This is a genomic window from Salinirubellus salinus, assembly GCF_025231485.1.
Taxonomy (GTDB): domain Archaea; phylum Halobacteriota; class Halobacteria; order Halobacteriales; family Haloarculaceae; genus Salinirubellus; species Salinirubellus salinus.
Window position 1 is genome coordinate 2104158 of sequence record NZ_CP104003.1, and the last position, 20404, is coordinate 2124561.

Annotated in this window: 14 protein-coding genes; 6 read left to right on the plus strand and 8 right to left on the minus strand. The window is 52.8% G+C overall.

Annotated elements, in window-relative coordinates:
* The first annotated feature begins 358 nt into the window (after window positions 1-358).
* Window positions 359-700: a hypothetical protein gene (locus tag N0B31_RS11330; RefSeq protein WP_260591738.1), complete on the plus strand. Its 342-nt coding sequence runs from the start codon at window positions 359-361 to the stop codon at window positions 698-700.
* Here N0B31_RS11330 and N0B31_RS11335 read toward each other — a convergent pair.
* The 4 genes from N0B31_RS11335 to N0B31_RS11350 form a co-directional block, all read right to left on the minus strand.
* Entirely contained in the window at window positions 672-1826 is a 1155-nt protein-coding gene (locus N0B31_RS11335; RefSeq protein ID WP_260591739.1) for a glycosyltransferase family 87 protein, read from the minus strand. The two genes, N0B31_RS11330 and N0B31_RS11335, sit on opposite strands and share 29 nt — an antisense overlap.
* A 340-nt stretch (window positions 1827-2166) precedes the next feature.
* Window positions 2167-3666, minus strand: a complete 1500-nt coding sequence (locus tag N0B31_RS11340; RefSeq protein ID WP_260591740.1) for a flippase — start codon at window positions 3664-3666, stop codon at window positions 2167-2169.
* Between the two features lie 68 nt (window positions 3667-3734).
* Window positions 3735-4556: an alkaline phosphatase family protein gene (locus tag N0B31_RS11345; protein ID WP_260591741.1), complete on the minus strand. Its 822-nt coding sequence runs from the start codon at window positions 4554-4556 to the stop codon at window positions 3735-3737.
* A 151-nt stretch (window positions 4557-4707) separates the two neighbouring features.
* Window positions 4708-5553 (minus strand): FkbM family methyltransferase, encoded by an 846-nt coding sequence (locus N0B31_RS11350; RefSeq protein ID WP_260591742.1) that lies wholly within the window; start codon window positions 5551-5553, stop codon window positions 4708-4710.
* Between the two features lie 166 nt (window positions 5554-5719).
* On the opposite strand from N0B31_RS11350, the gene N0B31_RS11355 reads away from it, so the two are divergent.
* Window positions 5720-7132: a sulfatase-like hydrolase/transferase gene (locus N0B31_RS11355; protein ID WP_260591743.1), complete on the plus strand. Its 1413-nt coding sequence runs from the start codon at window positions 5720-5722 to the stop codon at window positions 7130-7132.
* A 1358-nt stretch (window positions 7133-8490) separates the two neighbouring features.
* Here N0B31_RS11355 and N0B31_RS11360 read toward each other — a convergent pair.
* Entirely contained in the window at window positions 8491-9423 is a 933-nt protein-coding gene (locus N0B31_RS11360) for a glycosyltransferase family 2 protein (RefSeq protein ID WP_260591744.1), read from the minus strand.
* Window positions 9424-9587: 164 nt separating this feature from the next.
* On the opposite strand from N0B31_RS11360, the gene N0B31_RS11365 reads away from it, so the two are divergent.
* Genes N0B31_RS11365 through asnB form a run of 3 tightly spaced genes read left to right on the plus strand, consistent with a single transcriptional unit; the run spans window position 9588 to window position 14042 of the window.
* Complete coding sequence (locus N0B31_RS11365) at window positions 9588-10736, plus strand: glycosyltransferase (protein WP_260591745.1); 1149 nt, start codon at window positions 9588-9590, stop codon at window positions 10734-10736.
* Window positions 10737-10793: 57 nt separating this feature from the next.
* Window positions 10794-12149: a sulfatase family protein gene (locus tag N0B31_RS11370; RefSeq protein WP_260591746.1), complete on the plus strand. Its 1356-nt coding sequence runs from the start codon at window positions 10794-10796 to the stop codon at window positions 12147-12149.
* Window positions 12150-12155: 6 nt separating this feature from the next.
* The gene (gene asnB, locus N0B31_RS11375) at window positions 12156-14042 is read left to right on the plus strand and encodes an asparagine synthase (glutamine-hydrolyzing) (RefSeq protein ID WP_380627598.1); all 1887 of its coding nucleotides are present in this window, start codon (window positions 12156-12158) and stop codon (window positions 14040-14042) included.
* Here the strand turns inward: asnB and N0B31_RS11380 are convergent.
* Together N0B31_RS11380 and N0B31_RS11385 are read right to left on the minus strand one after the other, a co-directional pair.
* Window positions 14035-15129: a glycosyltransferase family 4 protein gene (locus N0B31_RS11380; RefSeq protein ID WP_260591748.1), complete on the minus strand. Its 1095-nt coding sequence runs from the start codon at window positions 15127-15129 to the stop codon at window positions 14035-14037. The two genes, asnB and N0B31_RS11380, sit on opposite strands and share 8 nt — an antisense overlap.
* A gap of 34 nt (window positions 15130-15163) precedes the next feature.
* Window positions 15164-16600 carry a sugar transferase gene (locus N0B31_RS11385; RefSeq protein ID WP_260591749.1) on the minus strand — a complete coding sequence of 479 codons (1437 nt, stop codon included), beginning with the start codon at window positions 16598-16600 and terminating at the stop codon, window positions 15164-15166.
* Between the two features lie 668 nt (window positions 16601-17268).
* Here N0B31_RS11385 and N0B31_RS11390 point away from each other — a divergent pair.
* Window positions 17269-17712, plus strand: a complete 444-nt coding sequence (locus N0B31_RS11390) for a type IV pilin domain-containing protein (RefSeq protein ID WP_260591750.1) — start codon at window positions 17269-17271, stop codon at window positions 17710-17712.
* Between the two features lie 204 nt (window positions 17713-17916).
* Here the strand turns inward: N0B31_RS11390 and N0B31_RS11395 are convergent, their stop codons facing one another.
* Window positions 17917-20229 carry a hypothetical protein gene (locus tag N0B31_RS11395; protein WP_260591751.1) on the minus strand — a complete coding sequence of 771 codons (2313 nt, stop codon included), beginning with the start codon at window positions 20227-20229 and terminating at the stop codon, window positions 17917-17919.
* Window positions 20230-20404 lie beyond the last annotated feature (175 nt).

Sequence of the window (20404 nt, forward strand, 5' to 3'; positions counted from 1 at the left end):
ACGCCCAGAGGCGCGATCTCTAGCAAGCCGTCGTGAGCAATGAGGAATTTTGGTATTCGCAAGATGCAGGAGAGCTGTGGTATCAAAGGGTCGGCGCTTGGAGGAAGAGAGGTCGTAGAAGGCAGTTGCTATACGATGGGCCGACTGGCAAAACGTAACCAACCATAGGATGAGGATGCCACCGAACCAGCATGGAAACCGAATCCCGAGAAGGACAGACCGCCGTGGCCAGTCGAACGGTGTGGGGGGAACGACCCGGAGCTCATAGTTACTAGGCGAATAGGTCGTTCTCCACCAGATATTGACACACGTATTCGTGTGGATCAGATTCATGTTGCGTGACGAGTCGCTAGGCAGTGTGCTGGTCGTCAAGCGAGATCTTGAGCTCGTCGGCCGCAGGCGTAACGCGGAGGGGAACGTTGACTGTGAGGCTGCTCTCGTTTCCCTTGACAGAGCTCGTCTCCCAATAGTGACTGTCGACGGCCAGTTGTTGGTGGAAGCCGACGTCGATACTGTTTCCTCGCAAGCGATACATTCCCTTGCAGCGGAGGGGTTTCTCCCTTTTAGAATTGTTTCCCGGCCAGAACCACCCCCCTTTATGCGTGTATGGTGGCTCAACGAGTGGTGCAGACATCATCTTCATGATGGAGATTTTACTATCATTTCCACAATTATAATATACTATCTTTATTTCTATTAACTTGGATTTCTTGTGCAATACGAAGTATGCAATGCCCGAACATTAAATACACAGCCCAAGCCGCCGGTTGCAGGGCGAGGACTAAGAGATTCGAATTGAACGAGGTGAGATATTGTATCGATGGTCGGACGATGTGTGCCAGTCCGACTGATGCTACAGGGAGCCAGACGGCTCCATTAGGTTGATGTAACTCCGTCGATGCCACCACCACGCAAGCCGGTACCAGAATCAATAGAATAAGCTGGTTTGGTGTCGGCGAGACCAATGGGACTGTTACCAAGCCGAGTGCCACGACGTACCGATCCATCCGCGTGGTCATTATCCGGCGGCTATAACGCGCTAAGAGCGCGACGCCTGTGATAATGAGAAATTTCGCATGGATTCGGTAGTTGGTCATAAAGTACAGCGGCTTAAAGTCCCCTGGTGTCCAGTTCACTGGGTCGACAGTCTTGCCCCAGCCTTTGCCCGCGGCTAGCACCTCGATAAAAGCCTGGTGCTCCGCGACGCCGAAGAGCGCGAGGCTAATCAACCCAAGTCCACTGACGGCGAGCAGCGTGTTCCGGAGTCGATTCCAACCCCGAAGGAGAAAGGCACCGAGCGGTGCGTACTGCATCTTGATTATTGCGGCTAGTGACGCCACGACACCTGAAACGGCCTGCCAATCACCGGTACGTTCTCGTTCAAGTAGTCCGACTCCAATACAGACCAGTCCAATCATCAAGGGCGTCATCTGACCGAGATAGAGGGATCGTGTAAGTGGCGAAAAACCAGTGGAGCATATCACGGCCAAGCCGATCACCCATTTTGGGGCTGTCGGTTCAAGTGTCTCAATCAGGTAGACGAGACCACCGAGGAACACGCCAAGCGATAGGATGTTGAATACGAACCCGGCGGGGCCTACTGGAAGGAGCGTAAACGGCACGTACAGGACTGCGATGATTGGAGGATATAGATACCGACTCCCCGTGTTTGCAATGCGTGTAATCTCAGTGTTATAAAGAGGGAGGCCCTCTATTGCGAACTGGCCGATTTGGTAATAAACGCCAAAATGAAATAGCGTACGATTCCATGTCCGAAAGAATTCAGTATAGAAACCGACAGCTTGCGAGAGCATGAGCGTGGCCACAGCGACTGTGACGGCAACCGTTGGTAGTATATGTCTAACAACCGGTTCGGCGACATCAAGGATGAGTGGTCGGTCGGACGGGTCCATGGGCAATAGCGTATCATTTCACTATCCGCCCTTAAATCAAGTAGATACATCATTAAACACGCTGTTAGCATCCGTATCAACGGTGTACCGGCAGTGACGTCTATTCGTGACCGGAGTTTTTGGCACCAATCCCACTGTAGCCTCGTGGAAACCGAGGTTCACCATCATCTTTATATACATCCAGATGCATATGGTTTCGCCGGTATCCACCCTCCCCCCTAGTTTATGTCTCAACGTGGATGGGTTACCGAAATCATTCACTAATAATCCGGTTGAAGAATTCACGATCGTCTTTTTCAAGTCCGAGTACGAACACGATACAGAAAAAAAGTAATCCACCAACTGGAGCACCAATAATAAGCAACACGTATCCATCAAACAGCTGGTGGAGGCCAGACATGAACACTGCTGTAAGTATGCCTGCAGTAGTGGGTTTCCAATATGCCTTTGAGTACGGTGTCAGTCCTTCTGTGTACCACACTTCAATTACTCGGATTATATTAATGAACGATAAAACACTTGCAGTAGCAAGAGCTGCACCGATAACCCCAAGTTCTGTAATGAGAATGTAATTGAGAACGATATTTAGTCCACCTAGCAGCCACTGGTTTATCATGGTGAGTTGCTGGTGGTCCGTCATCATCAGGAAATAACCACTCGGCCCGACAGCACAGTTCGTTATTTGACCGACAGCGAATAGAGTCAAAACGACTGCGCCGCCTGAAAATTCGGGGCCAAATATTAACAAAAGCTCCGAGCTATATACGGCCGCAACAAGCGCGAGGGGAATCGCTAATGTCAGTGTCCACCGGGTGACGGTCTCATAGACCGATTGGAGTTCACGTATTTCACCATTGGTATACAGTTGTGACGCGACCGGCGGAAACAGCTGATTGAACGCGTTAAGTGGTAGGGCTAGCAGCCCGGAAAGAAGGAACGCTACTTGGTAGATACCTACTGTTGACTCTGCAAGAAAAAACCCTACCATTAGGATGTCTACCCGGCTGTACATGACCGAACCGACATCCTTGAGAGTCAATGGAATCGAGTAAGAAAAGAATTCTTTAGCCCCCTCGTTCCTCTGTCCTCCACTAACGTGAGGTCTGAGCGAGGTGCGCGCGTATAGTAACGTTACAGCAACCAGACAAACGAGAATCGAACCAAGTGCAAGGGAAGCGACCACGCCAAGCAGCGAATATCCGAGTAGCAGGGCGATCATGACGACACCGATTTGCGTCAATGGATGGAGTATATCTGCGAGCAAAACCTGATATTCAAGCTTTTTTAGGCCCCTAAATATTTCGTTCGTAAGTTTTATTAAAGTGCTGAACGGTAGTGCTAATGAGAGAATTCGAAGTACGTCAACAAGCAATGGGTTGTTGAGCGTTGCTCCGGAGATAGCCGGTGCAGCAAGGTAGAGGGCGGCGCCGATCAGAACGCTCCCAAGGAGTGCTGTCAGATATGCCAGTCCGACGAGGTAGTTCCTATAGGGCGAGTCATCCGCGTAGGCTGGAAGAAACCTGAGCAACGACTTGCCCGCCCCTAATCGTGCGAGCACAACAGCCAGAGAAGTGAGGGTCGTCGCGTAGGCGTAAATACCATAGAGAGACGCCCCCAGTCCGCGGGTCAATATAAGATTAAGAACGAATCTAAATCCTTTAGCCAGTATCCGGCCAATAAAGAATAACGACGCTCCGTGAGTGATAACATTCAATGAAGACTGTGTTTCTTCGTCCGACAACGAATCCGGCATCTGTTCCTGTTTTTTATAGCCAACACTTCACTGCTTTGATGCCACGATTGCGGCGTATAACCTAATAATTACACGTCAAAGTAGCCAAGATCAGCAAGACGGTCAGTGACATCACCCGACGGGTCGGACAGTTGTTTAATTGGCTTTTCACTGACAATATATTTCCGCTCGGTCCCCGCTACAATGAGCCAAGGTACTTTAGAGAGGTGCTCATGTCTCATCCCATGGGGGTGGCCGTACACTGGTGCCGCAAGAGGGTGTGGTTTCTCACCCAGCAGGTTCCCATGGTCCGATGTGATAACTGTCTTTTCATCAAATAACTCAAGTAGTTCCTCAACGTGCGGGAATACGATTTTTAAGTTCTCTGCATAGGCGTCCCAGACGAGTTCCCGCGAAACATCGCCCGCTTCCAAGCGCTCCCATACCGTGGGGTTGTCGCGGCTTGCCTCGCCTTCTGTTACGTTCCGGTAGGCGAATTCGTATCCTGAATGAGCACCAATTTCGCTGGCAAGCTCTCCGACGAAGGGATAGTGGGGTTGCATAAAATGGGATATAATACGCTTATTCGGAAACCGCTTGTACGCTGACGCAGTCGCTTCCGTCATTGCTTCGGGTAGGACCGTCTGCTTTTGTCTGTCCCAATGGTTCTCCCATACATCTATAATTTGGTGGAACACCTCATCTAAGCCAAGGGTCCGATACATCGGGTTCGCAGTCACATATACGGTGTCGTGGTACTGCTTCTCTTCAAAGTTCCGTGAGAGGAACTCCGGCGTGGCTGAGGCTGGTGAAATTCGGTAATCAAGGTTGCCGTCAAGCGTATTCACTGACTCGAATAGGTCATATCGGCAGGCGTCAAGGATGACAACGTTATCCCAATCTTCCTCCATCAAATAACTTGGTTCACTCGGCGGCGAGTACGCCCACTGGGAGAGTCCTATATCCAGTTGTCTGCGGGCATATGGAAGCGCTGTGTCTAACCACCAACGACCACTGAGAAATTTATTGATTTCCCGCATATTGTTTAATTATAGCCACTAGTTATATCTTTGTCCGTTTTTCTGCTTTTATAAAGTGTTCGCTGCCTCGTTGGTGAATGGCCTCGATTTCAAATCCGTATGAACGTAGTAGTTTGTATACATCCCCTTCGTTTGCGTCGAAGTTTTGGATCTTCCGTGGGTGAATCTCACAGAACACCAGCCGGCACGATTCCTGGAGTGTTGATCGTAGCCCATTCAACACCGCGAACTCCGCGCCTTCAACATCAATCTTGATGACTGTCGGTTCTGGTAAGTCACACCGGTCAATCAAGCCATCGCCTCGGTTCACCTCTACCTCAACTGTCCGGGCTGTACGTCCAGTCGCGATAGCGTGCTCTCCCTCTCCGACCTGATCACCGGCAACCGCCAAATCCACTTTCCCCTCTATGTCTGAAAGCGCGACAGGGATAATTTTAGCATCAAGATTATTGTGTTGGAGGTTCTCCCGGAGTCTGTCCACGCTCTCCTCATGGGGTTCAAACGCGACAATTCGGTCCGCCCCCAGTTCATTCGCCACGAAGCACGTGTACATCCCTATGTTCGCACCCACATCGTAAAACACGTCTGCCGGTTCCAAGGATTCCAAAACCTCTGTTATGACGTCACGTTCACTGACGAGATCTCTAAACCTCCGGAACTCGGAATAAGAATCCGTCAGGAAGTGAACTGAATTGCCACAAATAGTATGCGTCTCTGTCTTACCTGAGAGAGCGTACACCAGCCGCCAGTACGGATCCGAGAATAGTTTGTTAAGCCCCGACCACCGAATTACATCCCGCACGTACCCGCTGTAGAACTGTGCACGCAGTCGCCGTAGAGTATCACCCAACTGGTTACTCAGAGACACGCTATCACACCTACGAAATATGCCAGTACGTAAGTATCTATTTATTCAGTATCCTCCGGATAGCGCCACCAATCCGGTGAGTAATCAGGAACCAAATAGTGGTTCTATAATCCATCTATCTGATGTTTCTTAACGCTTATAATCATGAGTAGTGTTCAGGCCAATGATGAACCGAAATGTTGTCGTAGTCTGCTTAGATACTGTTAGAAAAGACTACTTCGACCGACATGCTTCCTCTCTGTCTCTAATGTCTAACGTATCGTTTGAGCAGTGTCGCGCTGCAAGTTCATGGAGTGTACCCAGCCATGCAAGTATCCTCACAGGCGAATTACCCCACAAGCATGATGTACACACTTATTCTCCGAATTTCTCGCAACTTGCCTTTGAGAACACATTCCTTGCCGACCTCTCTGACCACAGGCTGATTGGGGTCAGTGCAAATTCGTATGCCAGCCAGCTTTTTTCTTTTAATAAATTCTTCGACGATTTTAGTTTCATTTCATCATCTAGTCGGTTCCCAGACGCACTTAGCCCCAGTGAGTTTTTCCACGATTCACCCGACCAGACTAGCAATGTTGCGTACTTACGACAGGCACTTTCTCACCAGAAACCGGTCCGAAGTATAATTAATGGGATATCTCGGAAAGTAAGTAATATTTTTGCTAAGACACCGGTACCAAAGCCGTACGATGACGGCTGTTCCGCAGTGCTACGCGAAACCACCACACGTATACAGGATGGTGAGGAGCCATTCTTTGCGTTTGTCAATCTCATGGACGCACATGGGCCTCTCCAGACTATACGCCAGTATGACCAAACGCTTCTAAATGTCCCGAATACCTTTGATTCGAGAGATCTGGACGTGCTTAGTATCAACATGAATGAGGAGTGGAGTGAGCATGAAACCGAGTTTGGCTACTACAAGGATTTGTACGCGGCAGCTATAGACTATCTCGACAGACGAGTCTCCGAGTTCGTTACACAGATACGAGACATGACCGAACGAGAGACGACGGTTCTTATCACCTCTGACCACGGTGAGCAACTGGGCAATGAAAATCCCAATAGACGGTTTGGTCACATTACTCCGGACCTGACCGAGGAACTTCTTCATGTCCCACTTGAGGTAATAAATCCGCCAGAGGACGGTGCTATCAAGTCAAATGAACTATTCTCACACCTCCACCTCGGGGAACTCATAACCTCGTGGGCTCTTGGCAGGGATTTCGAACCAGATTCAAGACCGGTCGGGGCCGAAGTTGTTGGAATCGGCGTCTCTAATATCCCATACGACCACGAGCAGTTTGAGCACTGGGACCGAACAGTAAGGTGCGTGTACGCGGACGACGGCAGTAAATATGTCTGGGACTCCAACGGGAACACAGATTGTTCCCTAGTGAATGGGTCTCCTGCCAACATGGAGACGAAAACTCCATGCCAAGGACGGCCCGAGGCCTGCAATAGGCCTCCATTCTTGATTCCGATTGAGGAGTTTGCAAAGTCTGCCCGTTCGGAGTCACAAACTGTAGACATTGACGAGAGGGCTCGTGCTCGGTTAGCAGATCTCGGATATATGTAGTAATGATTAACCGTATTATTGATCCGTAGAATACTGGGCTTGGAGTTTATTTTCTGCCCTCTCCCAATAGTTTCATTGCTACTGAAACTAGGCGCATTAGCAAAAATAGGAGAGCGATATTAAACCAGAAAATCGGGTTCGCCCACATGGGAGCGTGCCATGATAGAAGAATAACCGATCCTAATATCCCATATACTTGGACCGCAAAGAGGCTATTTTCAGCACGAAAGAACGCTAGTTGCGAAATATGCCCCCAAATGAAGAGGATAATAAGTCCAAATATTCCGAAGTCGACATATGGTGCGCCCAATGCTGTCCAACTCCCACCTCCGCTGTATAGGGCAATCTCGGGCTGTACTCCTGAAAGCAAAGTCTTTCTCGCCAACCCCTCAATAAATGTGTATTTAAAAACAAAGTTGAAAGAATAGTATCCATAACTATGCCCGTCTATCAAAAGTGCTCTGTTCAGATTCCCGATGTCATTCGCGAAGTAGAATAAAAGCCTAGAAACGCTGTATGACAATGACCGCAAGAGACTATTGATTGAGAGACCTACTCGAATTAACTCTTGAGTTGTCCATACAGAAAACGATAACAATATGGAAAAAATTGGATATCGGAGTGGGATTGATATTGAGCTCGCTATCGTGAATGATATCAGACCCCCAAGCAGAGCCATCACTAATAATAACCTTTGAGAAATCAGGAGCGGGAGAATCAGAAGTGGACCGCAGGAGAGCAGAAAAAGTAGTGCATATGGAGCAAACCAACCGACGCTCGAGAGGGCTCTATTCGAATCCGCATTAAGATGGCGGACAGTAAGTCCCAATACAGAGGCAGCAACAATCGTCGGGGTGATTAGTCCAGTATACAGGAGTCTAGCCCCAATGAATGGTTTTTGATTGATCCAAAGCCGGGATGCAGCGTGCCAATCACTAACCAGTAAGGATAAGAACGATCGGATCCCTCCAACTTGATTTACCGCTAGTAAAGTCCACAATAGTAACATCACTAGTATAGTAATAGAAATGAAATAAGCGGGAATAGCCACTACTCGAAATCGGAATCCCAACTCGGTTTGGTCGCGTAAATCGGGGACAATCCCGCTGGTATCAACTCGAGATCGCACGATATGGTACTTTCGTGCAGAATGGACCCCCAGTAAAAACGTTAAGGCTGAAACAAAAAGCCAGACAATCCCTCGTGCAGTGAATATAGTGGTGACTCCGTGTATATCGTAAACTTGCTTGGCGGGACCGAACCAAGCGCCGGTGACCGCTACTGTCCAAGTGACGAGGAATAACCGATCCGGTGATAGAGACGACTTTGATAGAAGACGGAACCCAGACACTATGCAATCACCATCTCAAATTACGCCATATATTCTTTGCGGAGAGGAGATACTTATTATCCGCATCAATAGGTGAGACCCCTATAAATAATGCGAACCACGTTTTCCAATATAAAGGATAAGAACATAACGAGCGTAATAACAAGGACTGCGCAAGGGACGGCCTGCCAGCAAGCTGCGCAAATCGACCCATTGTGTAGTACTGATATCCCCATGTATGACGTCTCTGGACATAACCTAGTGATTCAATGTCAGGTTTGATTTTCTCGAGTATTTCTTTGTTTCCATCCATTCGAGCGCCAATGTCCCCTGTAATTCTATTACTACTGTCAGTATGCAAAATCGTAACCGGCTCCTTGACATAATCAAATTTGAATTGCCGAGAGATTCGGAGCCACATATCGTAATCTTGTCTAGCAGGTAGCTCCGAATCGAATAGGCCTACATCTTCAAAACATCGAGATTTTACCATTACTGTCGAGGTAGGATTCACCCAGTCTTTCATCAGCTGCTGGGTGAAAATATCACCGCGTTTAGACGGAACAGTCCCGATCTCCTCTTGACCGTCATTAATTGTCTTGAACCCAGTGTAGACTGCCCCTAAAGGAGTTAATTTTGAATTTTTGAATACCTGTAATTGGGATTTCAATTTCCCAGGTTTCCACTCGTCATCACTATCAATAAATGCAACAAAATTACCCTGACTAGCTTTGATTCCAGTATTTCGAGCAGCAGGCGCTCCTCTATTTTCTTGATGACGAAGGTACTCAACAGATTCATCATACTGAGAGACAACATGTTTTGTATCGTCATCAGAGCAATCATCCACAACAATCAGCTCAATATCGTCTAACGTCTGCGACAAGACGCTATCAATTGCTCTAGGAAGTGTTTCTGCCCGGTTATATGTGGGTAAGACGACACTGACCTCAGGAATCATTTTGAGCTAATAATGGCACAGTTATATTGTACGTCGTTAAATCGGTTTCTAATCAGATGGTGTGTATGACAGAATCGGGGCACTCCCACTGGTATAACAATAGTGATGAACGCAACGACCAAGTGTGTATTAATATCATGCCCCATTGGATGGATGATCTGTAAATGAAAGTCGCTATCTTACACCCGTATTTGAATGCAAATGGCGGGGCAGAGTCAGTTCTCTTACACACCATCGAAGCTCTACAGTCAAACCATCAACTTACTCTTGTTTCCAACAGAGAAATCCCACTCAGTGACCTGAATGAATTCTTTGATACAGAAGCTCAAGTTGATAAGAATGTTGTCCCCGCTGGCAGTAAAATAGTATCAACAATTTCCGCCTTGTCGCGTTCAGCTACTGGGAATGGCTTAGAACAACTACGGCGGGCATTTTTGAATAGGTGGCTGTCGGGTCATAGCGGGTCATACGACTTGGTGTTCTCAACAAAAAATGAAATCACAAGCTCTGAGCCAACCATTCAGTACATTCACGCACCACAATTTACCGGGGGAAATGTGCCGGGCATTATTGGAGGTAAATCTTATTCGCGAAAGATATACGAACGTATTTGCAAAAAATTAGGTGGCATATCAACAGAATTTGTGAATTCAGATTGCCTAATAGCTAATTCAGATTGGACTGCAGATATGGTTGAGCAATCGTACGAAACAAACGCACGTGTTGTTCACCCCCCTGTCGACATCATTCCATCCCGACCCCTTAGCGAGCGTCAAAACGGATTTGTGTGTGTCGGTAGAATCGTACCAAGCAAAAATATTGAAGTATTGATCGACATTATTGATGAACTACGAAATAGAGGTCATGCAACTCACCTACATATAGTAGGACCAGCCTCACAAGGCAATTACCTAGATCTGATAAAAAAGCGTTCTCGCGCTCGCGATTACATTCAATTTGAGGGGGCCGTGACTAAGCCCGTTCTTCGAAAACTCGTTCGAAATCATAAATTTGGGATACACGGACGGAAATATGAACACTTTGGTATTGGAATTGCAGAGATGGCAGCCGCAGGGACTATTCCTTTCGTACATGATTCTGGGGGGCAGCGCGAGATCGTGGATATTAGTCCACTCCTGACGTACAATGATAAAGCTGATGCGGTACGAAAGATATCAAGCGTCTTGTCCGCTATACCCCTCCAAGAAAGCTTATCCCATGACCTAATTTCGAGTGCGGAGGAATACGCCCCAGAGAGTTTTCGTGAAAATATTAAAAAAGTGATGGAGCGACATGGCAAATTATCAGAATAAGTCAAAGATAGTTGCTGAACCGATTCACTTATTCATTGTACACGATTTACCCATCTCGTGAACCTCCTCTATGTTACAGTTGATGCACTGCGCCAAGATCACGTAGTGGAGGAAATAATGCCGGCGACGCGCGAATTCTTTGACGAGGCAGTCGAGTTCAAGGAATGTGTCGCAAACGGGCCTGGGACACCATGGTCGTTCCCAGCGCTTCTCGCGGGACGATACTCCGGGGGGACAGTTGGGTTTGGGATTCCAGATACGGGCGACTCTCGTCCCACCCTAGCCGAGGTAATTTCAGACCATGGATGGTCTACCGCTGGGTTCACTGACAATCGGTTCGCCTCAAGTGCCTACCACTATGATCGTGGGTTCGACACAATGAACGACGAGGGAGCAGTCTCCTTCCTGAAAGAGCTGAAACAGATAGTACGAGAGCGGTTCGACAGAGACGGGCTGGTATTCCAGTCGCTATTGAGAGCCTACCACTTGCTTGACGGAGCGGTTATTTCTGCTAGCGGACGAGACAGTCGGTTCGTACGTGCAAAAGTGCTGGTCGACCAACTCATCAACTGGACCGCCGACGAGGACGATTGGTTCGCGTGGTTCCACCCTATGGACGTCCACGACCCATACGAGGCCCCGCCCGAATACCAGCGGATGTTCCTCGATTCACCGGTCGACCGAATCCGCTCACAGAAACTGGCCCGGGCGGCGGTCCACCACCCGGAGGAATTGAGTGACGAGGAGTGGGATCTCCAACGCCGCCTCTATCGGGCGGAGTGCCGGTATTTCGACGACCAGTACGGCCGGTTGCTATCTGCTCTTGAACAGCGCGGGGAACTCGAGGAGACGATAATCGTATTCACTTCTGACCACGGTGACATGCACGGTGAACATGGCCGGGGGGGGCATCCGCAAGAATTCTGGGAGGAAGTGATACGGGTACCACTCGCAATCCGCGTTCCAGGATACGGGCATAGCACCTTAGATGGCCAGACCGCACTCGTGGACGTGCCACCGACGATTCTGGAACTTCTGGAGATTGCTCCGCCAGATGGATGGGATGGAGAATCGATTTGGGACCGTGTCGAAGGGGGTTCACAACCCCGGCAACACGCGTTCATTGACGTCGGGGCCGAACTTGACAGACAACACGCTGGTATTAGACGGGCAGATGGGTGGAAACTCATGCGACATCGTGAATCAGAACTCCTGTTTGACCTCTCCGAGAACCCGACAGAGCGGGAGGAAAAAAACCACCGGGACGTGGCTAAACGACCATTTGATGAACTCACCGACGCCTTGGATGCACACTTAGACGAGATGGAACGTCGACGGAGTGGGGACGCGTCGGGCGTTCAAGACGAGGAGATGATTGAAGACCACCTACGAGAGCTGGGATACCTGGAATAAAGACGGATGTGTGGTATTACTGGGATATTCGACCCTCACGAAAATCCTGATAACAACCTTGAGGCGATGAACGCCTGCCTCGCCCATCGTGGCCCAGACGACAGCGGTATTTTCCGCGACGGACCGGTTGGGCTCGCACACACGCGTCTGAGCATTATCGATCTCTCGACCGGGAAACAACCAATCTTTAACGAGGACGAAACAGTGTCAGTCGTATTCAACGGCGAAATCTACAACTACCGCTCGCTCCGTTCGTCTCTCTCGAACGCCGGGCACACGTTCAGCACTAAAACCGACACTGAGGTCCTCGTTCACCTGTACGAAGAACACGGTCCGTCGTTTGTTGACCGGCTGAAGGGGATGTTCGCGTTCGCGTTGTGGGACCACGACGACGAGCGACTCCTCCTCGCTCGAGACCCGCTGGGAATCAAGCCGCTCCTGCTTGCCGATGACGGCGACCGCATCGCGTTCGCCTCCGAGCTCCCCGCGCTGCTCGAATCGGGCGTCAACCACGGTGGCGTCAATCGACAAAGCATCTCGCAGTACTTCGCACTGGGATACATCCCGGCTTCGATGACAGCGTTTCGCAACATCAGAAAACTACGCCCAGGAGAGCAGGTCATCGTCTCGGAGGAGGGGGTCGAGCAACGTCAGTTCTACACCCCGACAATCAACTCTCGGGATGTAAGCTTCGACACCGCCGTCAATGGACTCCGTGACAGGCTGGAAGATGCCGTCGAAGAGCGTCTGATGAGCGACGTTCCACTTGGCGCGTTTCTGAGCGGCGGTATCGACTCTAGCATCATCGTCGGGCTGATGACAGACCTCTCCGACTCACCGGTCCGGACGTTCACGGTTGGCTTTGAAGAGTCGCGCTTCGACGAGTCATGGGCCGCTCGGGAGGTCGCAGAGTACCACGATACAGACCATACCGAGTACACAGTAAGTCCCAGCGAAGTCCGTGACGCAATCCCGAACGTGCTCGGGCAGCTAGGCGAGCCTTTCGCCGACCAGTCACTCTTGCCGACCTACGCCGTCTCCCGTGAGACGAGTCGAGACGTGAAGGTCGCGCTATCGGGGGACGGCGCGGATGAACTGTTCGCCGGCTACAGCCGGTATCGAGGCGAGTACTATGCGAATCACTACCGTCGCATCCCTTCGACCGTCCGGACGAGCCTATTGGAGCCCGTTGTCAACCGACTTGATGTCTCACGGCGAACCACTCGCGGTGAGCTCGTGCGAAAGGGGCAGAAGTTCCTTGGGGGTGGTGAGCCCGACCCGGCGATTCGCCACTTCGAGTGGGCTCGAGTGCCCGATGACGAGGCCGCGGTCACGTTCGACCAAATCGCTCCCGTGGAGGCGGGGCGACAGGTGCTCAAGAAGCAACACGAGGCCGCAGGTGACTACCTTCCCACGGAGAGGCAGGACGAGTTGGCGACGATGCTCGCGGTTGACACTCAGTTTGGCCTCCCCAACCAGATTCTTCACAAGACCGACCTCGCAAGCATGCAGAACTCCCTCGAAGTTCGTGTCCCATTCGTAGACACGGATGTCGTCGAGTATGCTATGTCGCTCCCAACAGAGTACAAAATTACTCCTCGGAAGCAAAAGCGGGTGTTGAAGCGGGCGTTTGATGACCTGTTACCCAAGCCGATACTCGAACGTGGCAAGCAGGGGTTCGACATGCCGATTGGCGAGTGGCTCAAAGACGACCTTTATTCCGAGTTCCGAGAGACCGTTACGAGCATTGATACCGATTTATTCGACACCCGTGGTGTGCTCAGTGTACTCGACAATCACCGGACTGGAGCAGCTGAACATGGGAAGTTCCTCTGGTCGGTGTATGTCTTCGCCCGCTGGCACCGACAGATGACACAGCGCGGTGTTATCTAATCTCTGCGAGCTGTGCAGTCGTCTGAGCAACGGTATTTTCCCACCTAAATCCATTGACAACGGCACGACGACCCTGCTCGCCCAGTTGTGTTTGACTACTGAGCACCTGATTCAATGCTACAGCGTACCCCTCGACATCACCCACTGGCACGGTTTTCCCACCCTGCCTAACAACCGGTGCAGTATGGTCAAGGTGACTCGAGACAACGGGGACCCCACTCGCCATTGCCTCGAGCACCGTTCGAGGCAAACCCTCGGCTCGACTTGGCAATACCAGCACATTCGCTCCGCGATACACAGATGGCATCTCCTCATACTCAAGATGTCCGAGAAATCGGACTGACTCCGCTATCCCAAGCGTCTCTGCCCTACATCTCAGTTCCTCACGTAACGCTCCCTCGCCAGCGAATACCATAGACGCATCTGGGTGCTCCTCAACCACACCAACGAACCCCTCCAGCGCATCTCCTGGTCGCTTCCCTTCTACCAGTCGCCCCACAAACAGCACATTCGTGCCGTCGGGCATTGCATGGTGGATCTTGTCTCCAGGTGTAAACCGCTCCGTATCAATACCATTCGGTACGACTGCCACATCCGTCATTACGCCGTACTCGCGTAGTCGCTCACGGTCCGGATCCGTATAACAAAACAGCACGTCGGCCGAGTTGAACGTCCACTTTCCGACAGTCTTCAGGTACCAATGAAACACCTCTTCAGGAGCGTTCTGGCTGAATAGCCCGTGGTTCGTAATCGCCAAGGGTGTCTCAGACAACTGCCGAAATGCCGCCGCGAGGTTGGTCGAGAAGTACAGGTGAGAGTGCGCGTGAACCACGTCAAATTCGTCCGCGTGACTGACCAGATGCCACGCCACGCCTGGCGCAATATCGTTGCCCACCACGGCTCCCCAGCTCGGATATCGAAGCACCTCGTACCCATCGCGAAACTCCCGCCGCGGGCCCTCGCCCACAGTTAGGAGCGTCACGTCGTGGCCCATCGCTGCCTGATCACGACTCATCGCGTGGACGTGATACGCTCCTCCGCCCGTGACATCGGGATACGCCTTTTGTGCGACGCGGAGAATTCGCATCTATCCGCAGTGTACCCGAGCCTTGGGTTTCAGTCTACTCATCGTGCCTGGAATCGCCACCCAATGCAACAACGGCATCTTGTACCACCATGTACACTTGCCGAATGACTATCTTCACGTCAAACCAGAAGTTCTGCCGTCGAATGTACTCCACGTCGTACCGTAGCTTCTTCTCCGGATCGTGCCCCGTTGCCCCCTGGATTTGGGCTAGTCCCGTCAGCCCAGGCTTGACGAACCATCGTGAGCGCCACTTAGAAGCACCGTCTTCCATCTTCCAGTCTAACTCCGGCCGCTCCGGTCGTGGGCCAACGACGCTCATGTCGCCAACAAGGATTGACCACAGCTGTGGAATCTCGTCTAGATGCGTTGCTCGGATGACTCGTCCCACGCGGGTCACCCGTGGGTCGACGCCGCCGCGATCTTCTTCACTCAGCTTCGCTCCATTCTCTTCAGCATTTTCTATCATCGAGCGGAACTTTGCGACGGTGAATGTATCGCCGAACGAGGCGGTCCGCTCTTGCCGGTATAGAACTGACCCACCATCCTCAAGCTTCACCGCGAACGCAATAACGAGAATCACGGGCGACAAGATGAGAAGCGCAACACCGGCAAAGGCAATGTCAAACGCCCGTTTCAGTACGTGATCCACCGGGTCCCACGGCTCAAGATCGATATCAACCAACTCGTCCTCGCCGAACCCGGTCGTCAACACGGCATCGGCGTGATCACGGTGGACCTTCGCGGTGACACCGTGCTCATAACAGGAGTCCAGTGCCCCGAAGAACTCCGCTCGGTCGGGATGGGAGAAGGCCAAGACAGCAGTGTCGATATCGTACTGCACCAGCACTTCATCCAGTCGCGAGAGCCCACCAAGATTCGTCAGATGTGACAGCGCCTCTGGAGTACCACCATCGGTCGCCTCAATATCGAGGATGCCGCGACTTGTGTAGGTGATGGGTGGAGAGACGTACCCAAGGACGGGGACATCAGTCACCTCATGGATCTCGGCAATCGTCTCGGGGTCATCGCCAACGATGAGTACCCGGTCAGCGCTTCCCGAGGGTCGGGTCCGAATCAGCATGAACCAACCCGGCATCGCCACGAGCAGGATCGCCGTGGTCAACACGAGCGTCAACCTGGGAAGCGCGAAGGTATAATCGAAGTATCCGATGGCGGCAAGTGCAACCATCGCGAGGAGGACCCGCTGTTGTGACAGCGTCGCGGTATCGAGTAGCCGGCGTGGTCGGGATTTGAACAGCGGGATGAACGTCACGAACATCACGGCGACTGCAGTTGCCGTCTCGAGGAACAGCAAGCGCCCAGTAGACGGCTCCAACGGAAGCCGGCCCAAGACAGGGACGAGTCGTACGATCGACTGGACAGTACCGTTCGCTGCGATCAGGACGGCGAGCGTAGTCAGGACTATCGCTCCACCGCCAGCAGCAAGTCGGTACTGCCACCCAGTCCGCATTCTGTTAAAATACCAAACGCAGGCAGGATAAACGCTACGTCTCGTCTGACACGTGAGGGCAGATATCGAAGCGTATAAATGTTTAATGTATCGGGAGGTACCCCTAGGCAGAGTTCAAACCAGAGAACCGTAGGACGACGAACGTGCTTAACAGATTGGGCGTGCCGGGTCACGCCACGGTCAATCACCGGGATACCCAACGTAGGAGAGTGCTGAAGAAGACGGTAAGCCATCGTATTACTTCACCAGAAAGTATTATCAACCAGCCGACCAACTATAGAAATGGGTAATACGCACCCTCTGTTGAGGCAGATGGTGCGGGCGCGAGAGAGCCCCCGCCTTCCGCGTCCGTCGACAACCCTTGCCCGGGGACATTCTGTCGGCGGCGCACTCATGACCCTGAGCGACAGCCGTGCACTACATAGTTTGGCGCTGAAACGTGGAATTAAGTCCGTCTAAGGAATCATTATCAGATGGAAACAGTCAGAAATTATAAGACGATGACCGCGTAACGTCAAGTCAACCAGTCTGACCCACCGAGGATACCGCCACGAAGGAGTAGAGGGGCACCGGAGGGCACCATCCTCCCCGGAACCTCTCATCACCCGATTCGGAAGGGTTCGTGATAACGGTTGTCCCAAGCGGGGTCGGCACTGGGAAAGATAATCATGAACATCAAGAACCTCATCTCAGAGGAAGACGCGGTGTCGCCGGTCATCGGCGTCATCCTGATGGTCGCCATCACCGTCATCCTCGCCGCAGTCATCGGCACGTTCGTACTGGGGCTCGGTGACCAGGTGCAGAACAACGCGCCGCAGGCAACGTTCAGCTTTGATTACAGCGAGCAGAGTAGTGGTAGCTCATTTGACGTGGATGCGACCCACGACGGTGGTGACACGTTTAACGAAGAGAATACGCAGGAACTCCAACTTACTGACGGGGACGGGCCTGGATCAGAGACTACATTCAGCCTTGGCGGAGGAGGAGTTTCAGCCGGTGATACGGCTACGCTGACGGGTGCAAACCCTAATAGCGAGATACGAATTATCTGGACCTCGGCAAACGGCGGTAACACGGCAACTGTCGCCACCGGCACGACGCCCTCACTGTAAGGGCGATTCCGCCGCTCTTCATTTCGCTCGCTAATCCTCAATGAATGCCCAGTGGGGTATTAAACAGAGCATTATTGCGTGTATCCAGTTATTGTACCGCACCCGTCCTAAATCCCAAATCCTCCCCAGTTATAACAATGAAAATATTCGACTACATCATGACTCAATATTGAACCATCAGAACAAATTATGTTCAAATGTCGGTCAGCTTTCTGGTACAGAGACTAGTGATCCGTTCCGGATGGAGGCTTCTGTAATTGTCGCCCGAGCGCCGTTTACCGAGTATGTACCAGTATAGGGGACAGTAACCTGGTAGGACCCATTCGTAGTAGTCTGTATTTCTCGTACATATTGGCTAGTTCCATTTCGGAACTCTACCTGCGTCGAGACTTTTACAGTCGTATCTGGAGCAGCTTTTCCCATCAGTGTGGCACCGGGAACTAGTTCAACCACCCGGTACTGCCCATCCTCCGAAGCGTAGACTACCCGATAGTGAGCTAGACCAGACCCGTTCGTGGTTTGGCTTCCGTTGGCCGCCAAGCGCTCTGCGATGCTCCCCGAGCGCATATCATCAAACTCCGTATCGTAGACGACGAAGCCCACCCGTCCACGCAACTGTTCGTACCACCGCGTCGAATTGCTCGAGTTCAAGAACGCCACGTAGTTCGCCCGTGCGAACCCATACGACCGAGACTCACCGTTGACGAAGTAGTTGTGCATCCGATTGTGTCCCCACTCGCTGAAGACGTAGTTCGGCCCCTCCCATCCCGGCTGGTCAGCCTGCTCCTCCATCCATGCCGTCGTCTCGTACATCTCGGTGGGCGTCGTGATCTGGCTGGTCTTCAGCGGCACCTGCAACAGGCCAAGTCCCCCAACGAGCACGAACAGCGCGAGGAGCGTCCCGGCCTGTTGGCGGTTCGGCAGCACCAATTGAGCCCCGTCAACGGTCCGGTCAAACGGTCGGGGGCGACGCGCAACCTCGAGCCGTTCAGCGAGATGAACGAAGCCGAGGCCGGCGAATAGGGCGATGAACGAGGCGAATTCGCCAACGAATCGGATCTGCAACACCGAGAGCCCGAGGAACCACCACGCGTACACCGCGGGGACAGCCCAGACCGGTTCGGAGAGGGCACGCCGCGTCCCCCATAACAGATAGGGAATCGCGAGGACGAGCACGAAGCCGAAGAGCAACAGCCACCCCACGGAGTCACCGAACAATCCCTGTACCTCAGCAATCTGGTCGCTTCGAAGGAGACTGCCCTCCACACGGCTCTGGAGCGTGCTCCACGCCTCAGGCAAGCCGAAGGCGACACCAGCGAGCCCTGCCCCACCCGCGACACCAACCGCGACGGTCGCGAGTCGAGCATCCGGTCGGAGTCGGAATACCGCTTCGGTAACGAGAAGGACTCCCGCACTACCGGCGAGCAACAGGGCGGGCGCCGAGGCGACGACGTTCGTGTGCCACCCGAGCTCCGTGTGGACGAGCCACGTCACACCGGCCGCGATACCTGTCCCCACCAGTATCGGGAGGCCACGAACGAGTGGAGACTCATCAGTATGCACCCACGCGATACTCATCGCGGCGATAGCGAGCCCAGCCGCGCCAATCAACAATGGCCCCGCATCCCACGCCAGCACCTGCCCGGAGACGCCGAGACCGAGACCGAGCACTCCGAGCACGGCCCGCCCCCACTGGCCCCGCTCGCGTACCACGACGACCGCGAGCGAGAGGGCAGTAAGCCCGAGCCACGGGTAGTCGAACGCGTGATGGTCAGGGAATCCGAGACTGGTCCGGAGAGCGTGACCTGCAATGACGGCCAACATTAGCACGGAAGCGATGCCAACGCGCCGGTCCTCGGTCACGGTAACGGTGAGGAGATAGACGAGCACACCCGAGAGCAGCGCCGAGACGACGGGATACCACGCCAAGAGCCACCCAGTCGTCGTTGCCCCACCGCCGAGCACTGCTGCAATCGCCCACATCGTTACCACGTACAATGGCTCGCCCTTCACAACCTGCCATGGGAGCGAGGAAGGCGTTAGATCCGGATTCGCCAACAGTTGCTCGACCCAGTAGCGGTAGTAGTACGGGTCGTTCGACGAGAGGACGACCGCACCATCGCGAAAGACCGCAGAAAAGGAGAAGACCACGCGAAGCAGGACGAGAAACGCGAGCGCCCCGCCGAGCGCGAAAACGAGTCGGCGGTCAGGCAGCGTTGGCCGCGAGAGACCCACCTCCGAAAGCGCGGAGGTACTCTCACCACGCTTCTCACCAGCTCCCGACGTTTCGCCTGCGAGCGCCCGCTCGACCGCCTGCGGATTCGCAAGTTGGTACCCGCCATCGGTTTTCGTGATAACTCCACGGGAGACGAGCTCGCCAAAGCGGCCGGAGTCGACCGAGAGGTCGTCGAATGTCCACGACTGTGCCCCGGCATCGGCTTGGAGGGCGGCTTCGAGCGGCGCCTCGAGGTCGGGGCGCTCATCCAGGAGGGCAGCAACCTCCTGTGCGTCGTTCATACCTCCGGTGATTGGAGACGAGCGAATAAACCCACCGACTACGCAGGGGCGGGTGGCGTCTTCGGCACAGCCTACCTCATACGCGCCAGCCAGGTGCTCAGTCACACCCAAAACGGTCGGTGAACGGCGAGCAATGCCGGCGCTCTAAGCGGGTACAATCCGTGGCGGCGGCACG

Excerpts from the sequence above, each read along its gene's own strand:
- N0B31_RS11340 (WP_260591740.1), bottom strand. The coding sequence starts at position 3,666 with ATGCCGGATTCGTTGTCGGACGAAGAAACACAGTCTTCATTGAATGTT.
- N0B31_RS11345 (WP_260591741.1), bottom strand. The coding sequence starts at position 4,556 with ATGGAGGAAGATTGGGATAACGTTGTCATCCTTGACGCCTGCCGATAT.
- N0B31_RS11355 (WP_260591743.1), top strand. The coding sequence starts at position 5,720 with ATGAACCGAAATGTTGTCGTAGTCTGCTTAGATACTGTTAGAAAAGAC.
- N0B31_RS11360 (WP_260591744.1), bottom strand. The coding sequence starts at position 9,423 with ATGATTCCTGAGGTCAGTGTCGTCTTACCCACATATAACCGGGCAGAA.
- N0B31_RS11365 (WP_260591745.1), top strand. The coding sequence starts at position 9,588 with ATGAAAGTCGCTATCTTACACCCGTATTTGAATGCAAATGGCGGGGCA.
- asnB (WP_380627598.1), top strand. The coding sequence starts at position 12,156 with ATGTGTGGTATTACTGGGATATTCGACCCTCACGAAAATCCTGATAAC.
- N0B31_RS11380 (WP_260591748.1), bottom strand. The coding sequence starts at position 15,129 with ATGCGAATTCTCCGCGTCGCACAAAAGGCGTATCCCGATGTCACGGGC.
- N0B31_RS11385 (WP_260591749.1), bottom strand. The coding sequence starts at position 16,600 with ATGCGGACTGGGTGGCAGTACCGACTTGCTGCTGGCGGTGGAGCGATA.
- N0B31_RS11390 (WP_260591750.1), top strand. The coding sequence starts at position 17,269 with ATGAACATCAAGAACCTCATCTCAGAGGAAGACGCGGTGTCGCCGGTC.
- N0B31_RS11395 (WP_260591751.1), bottom strand. The coding sequence starts at position 20,229 with ATGAACGACGCACAGGAGGTTGCTGCCCTCCTGGATGAGCGCCCCGAC.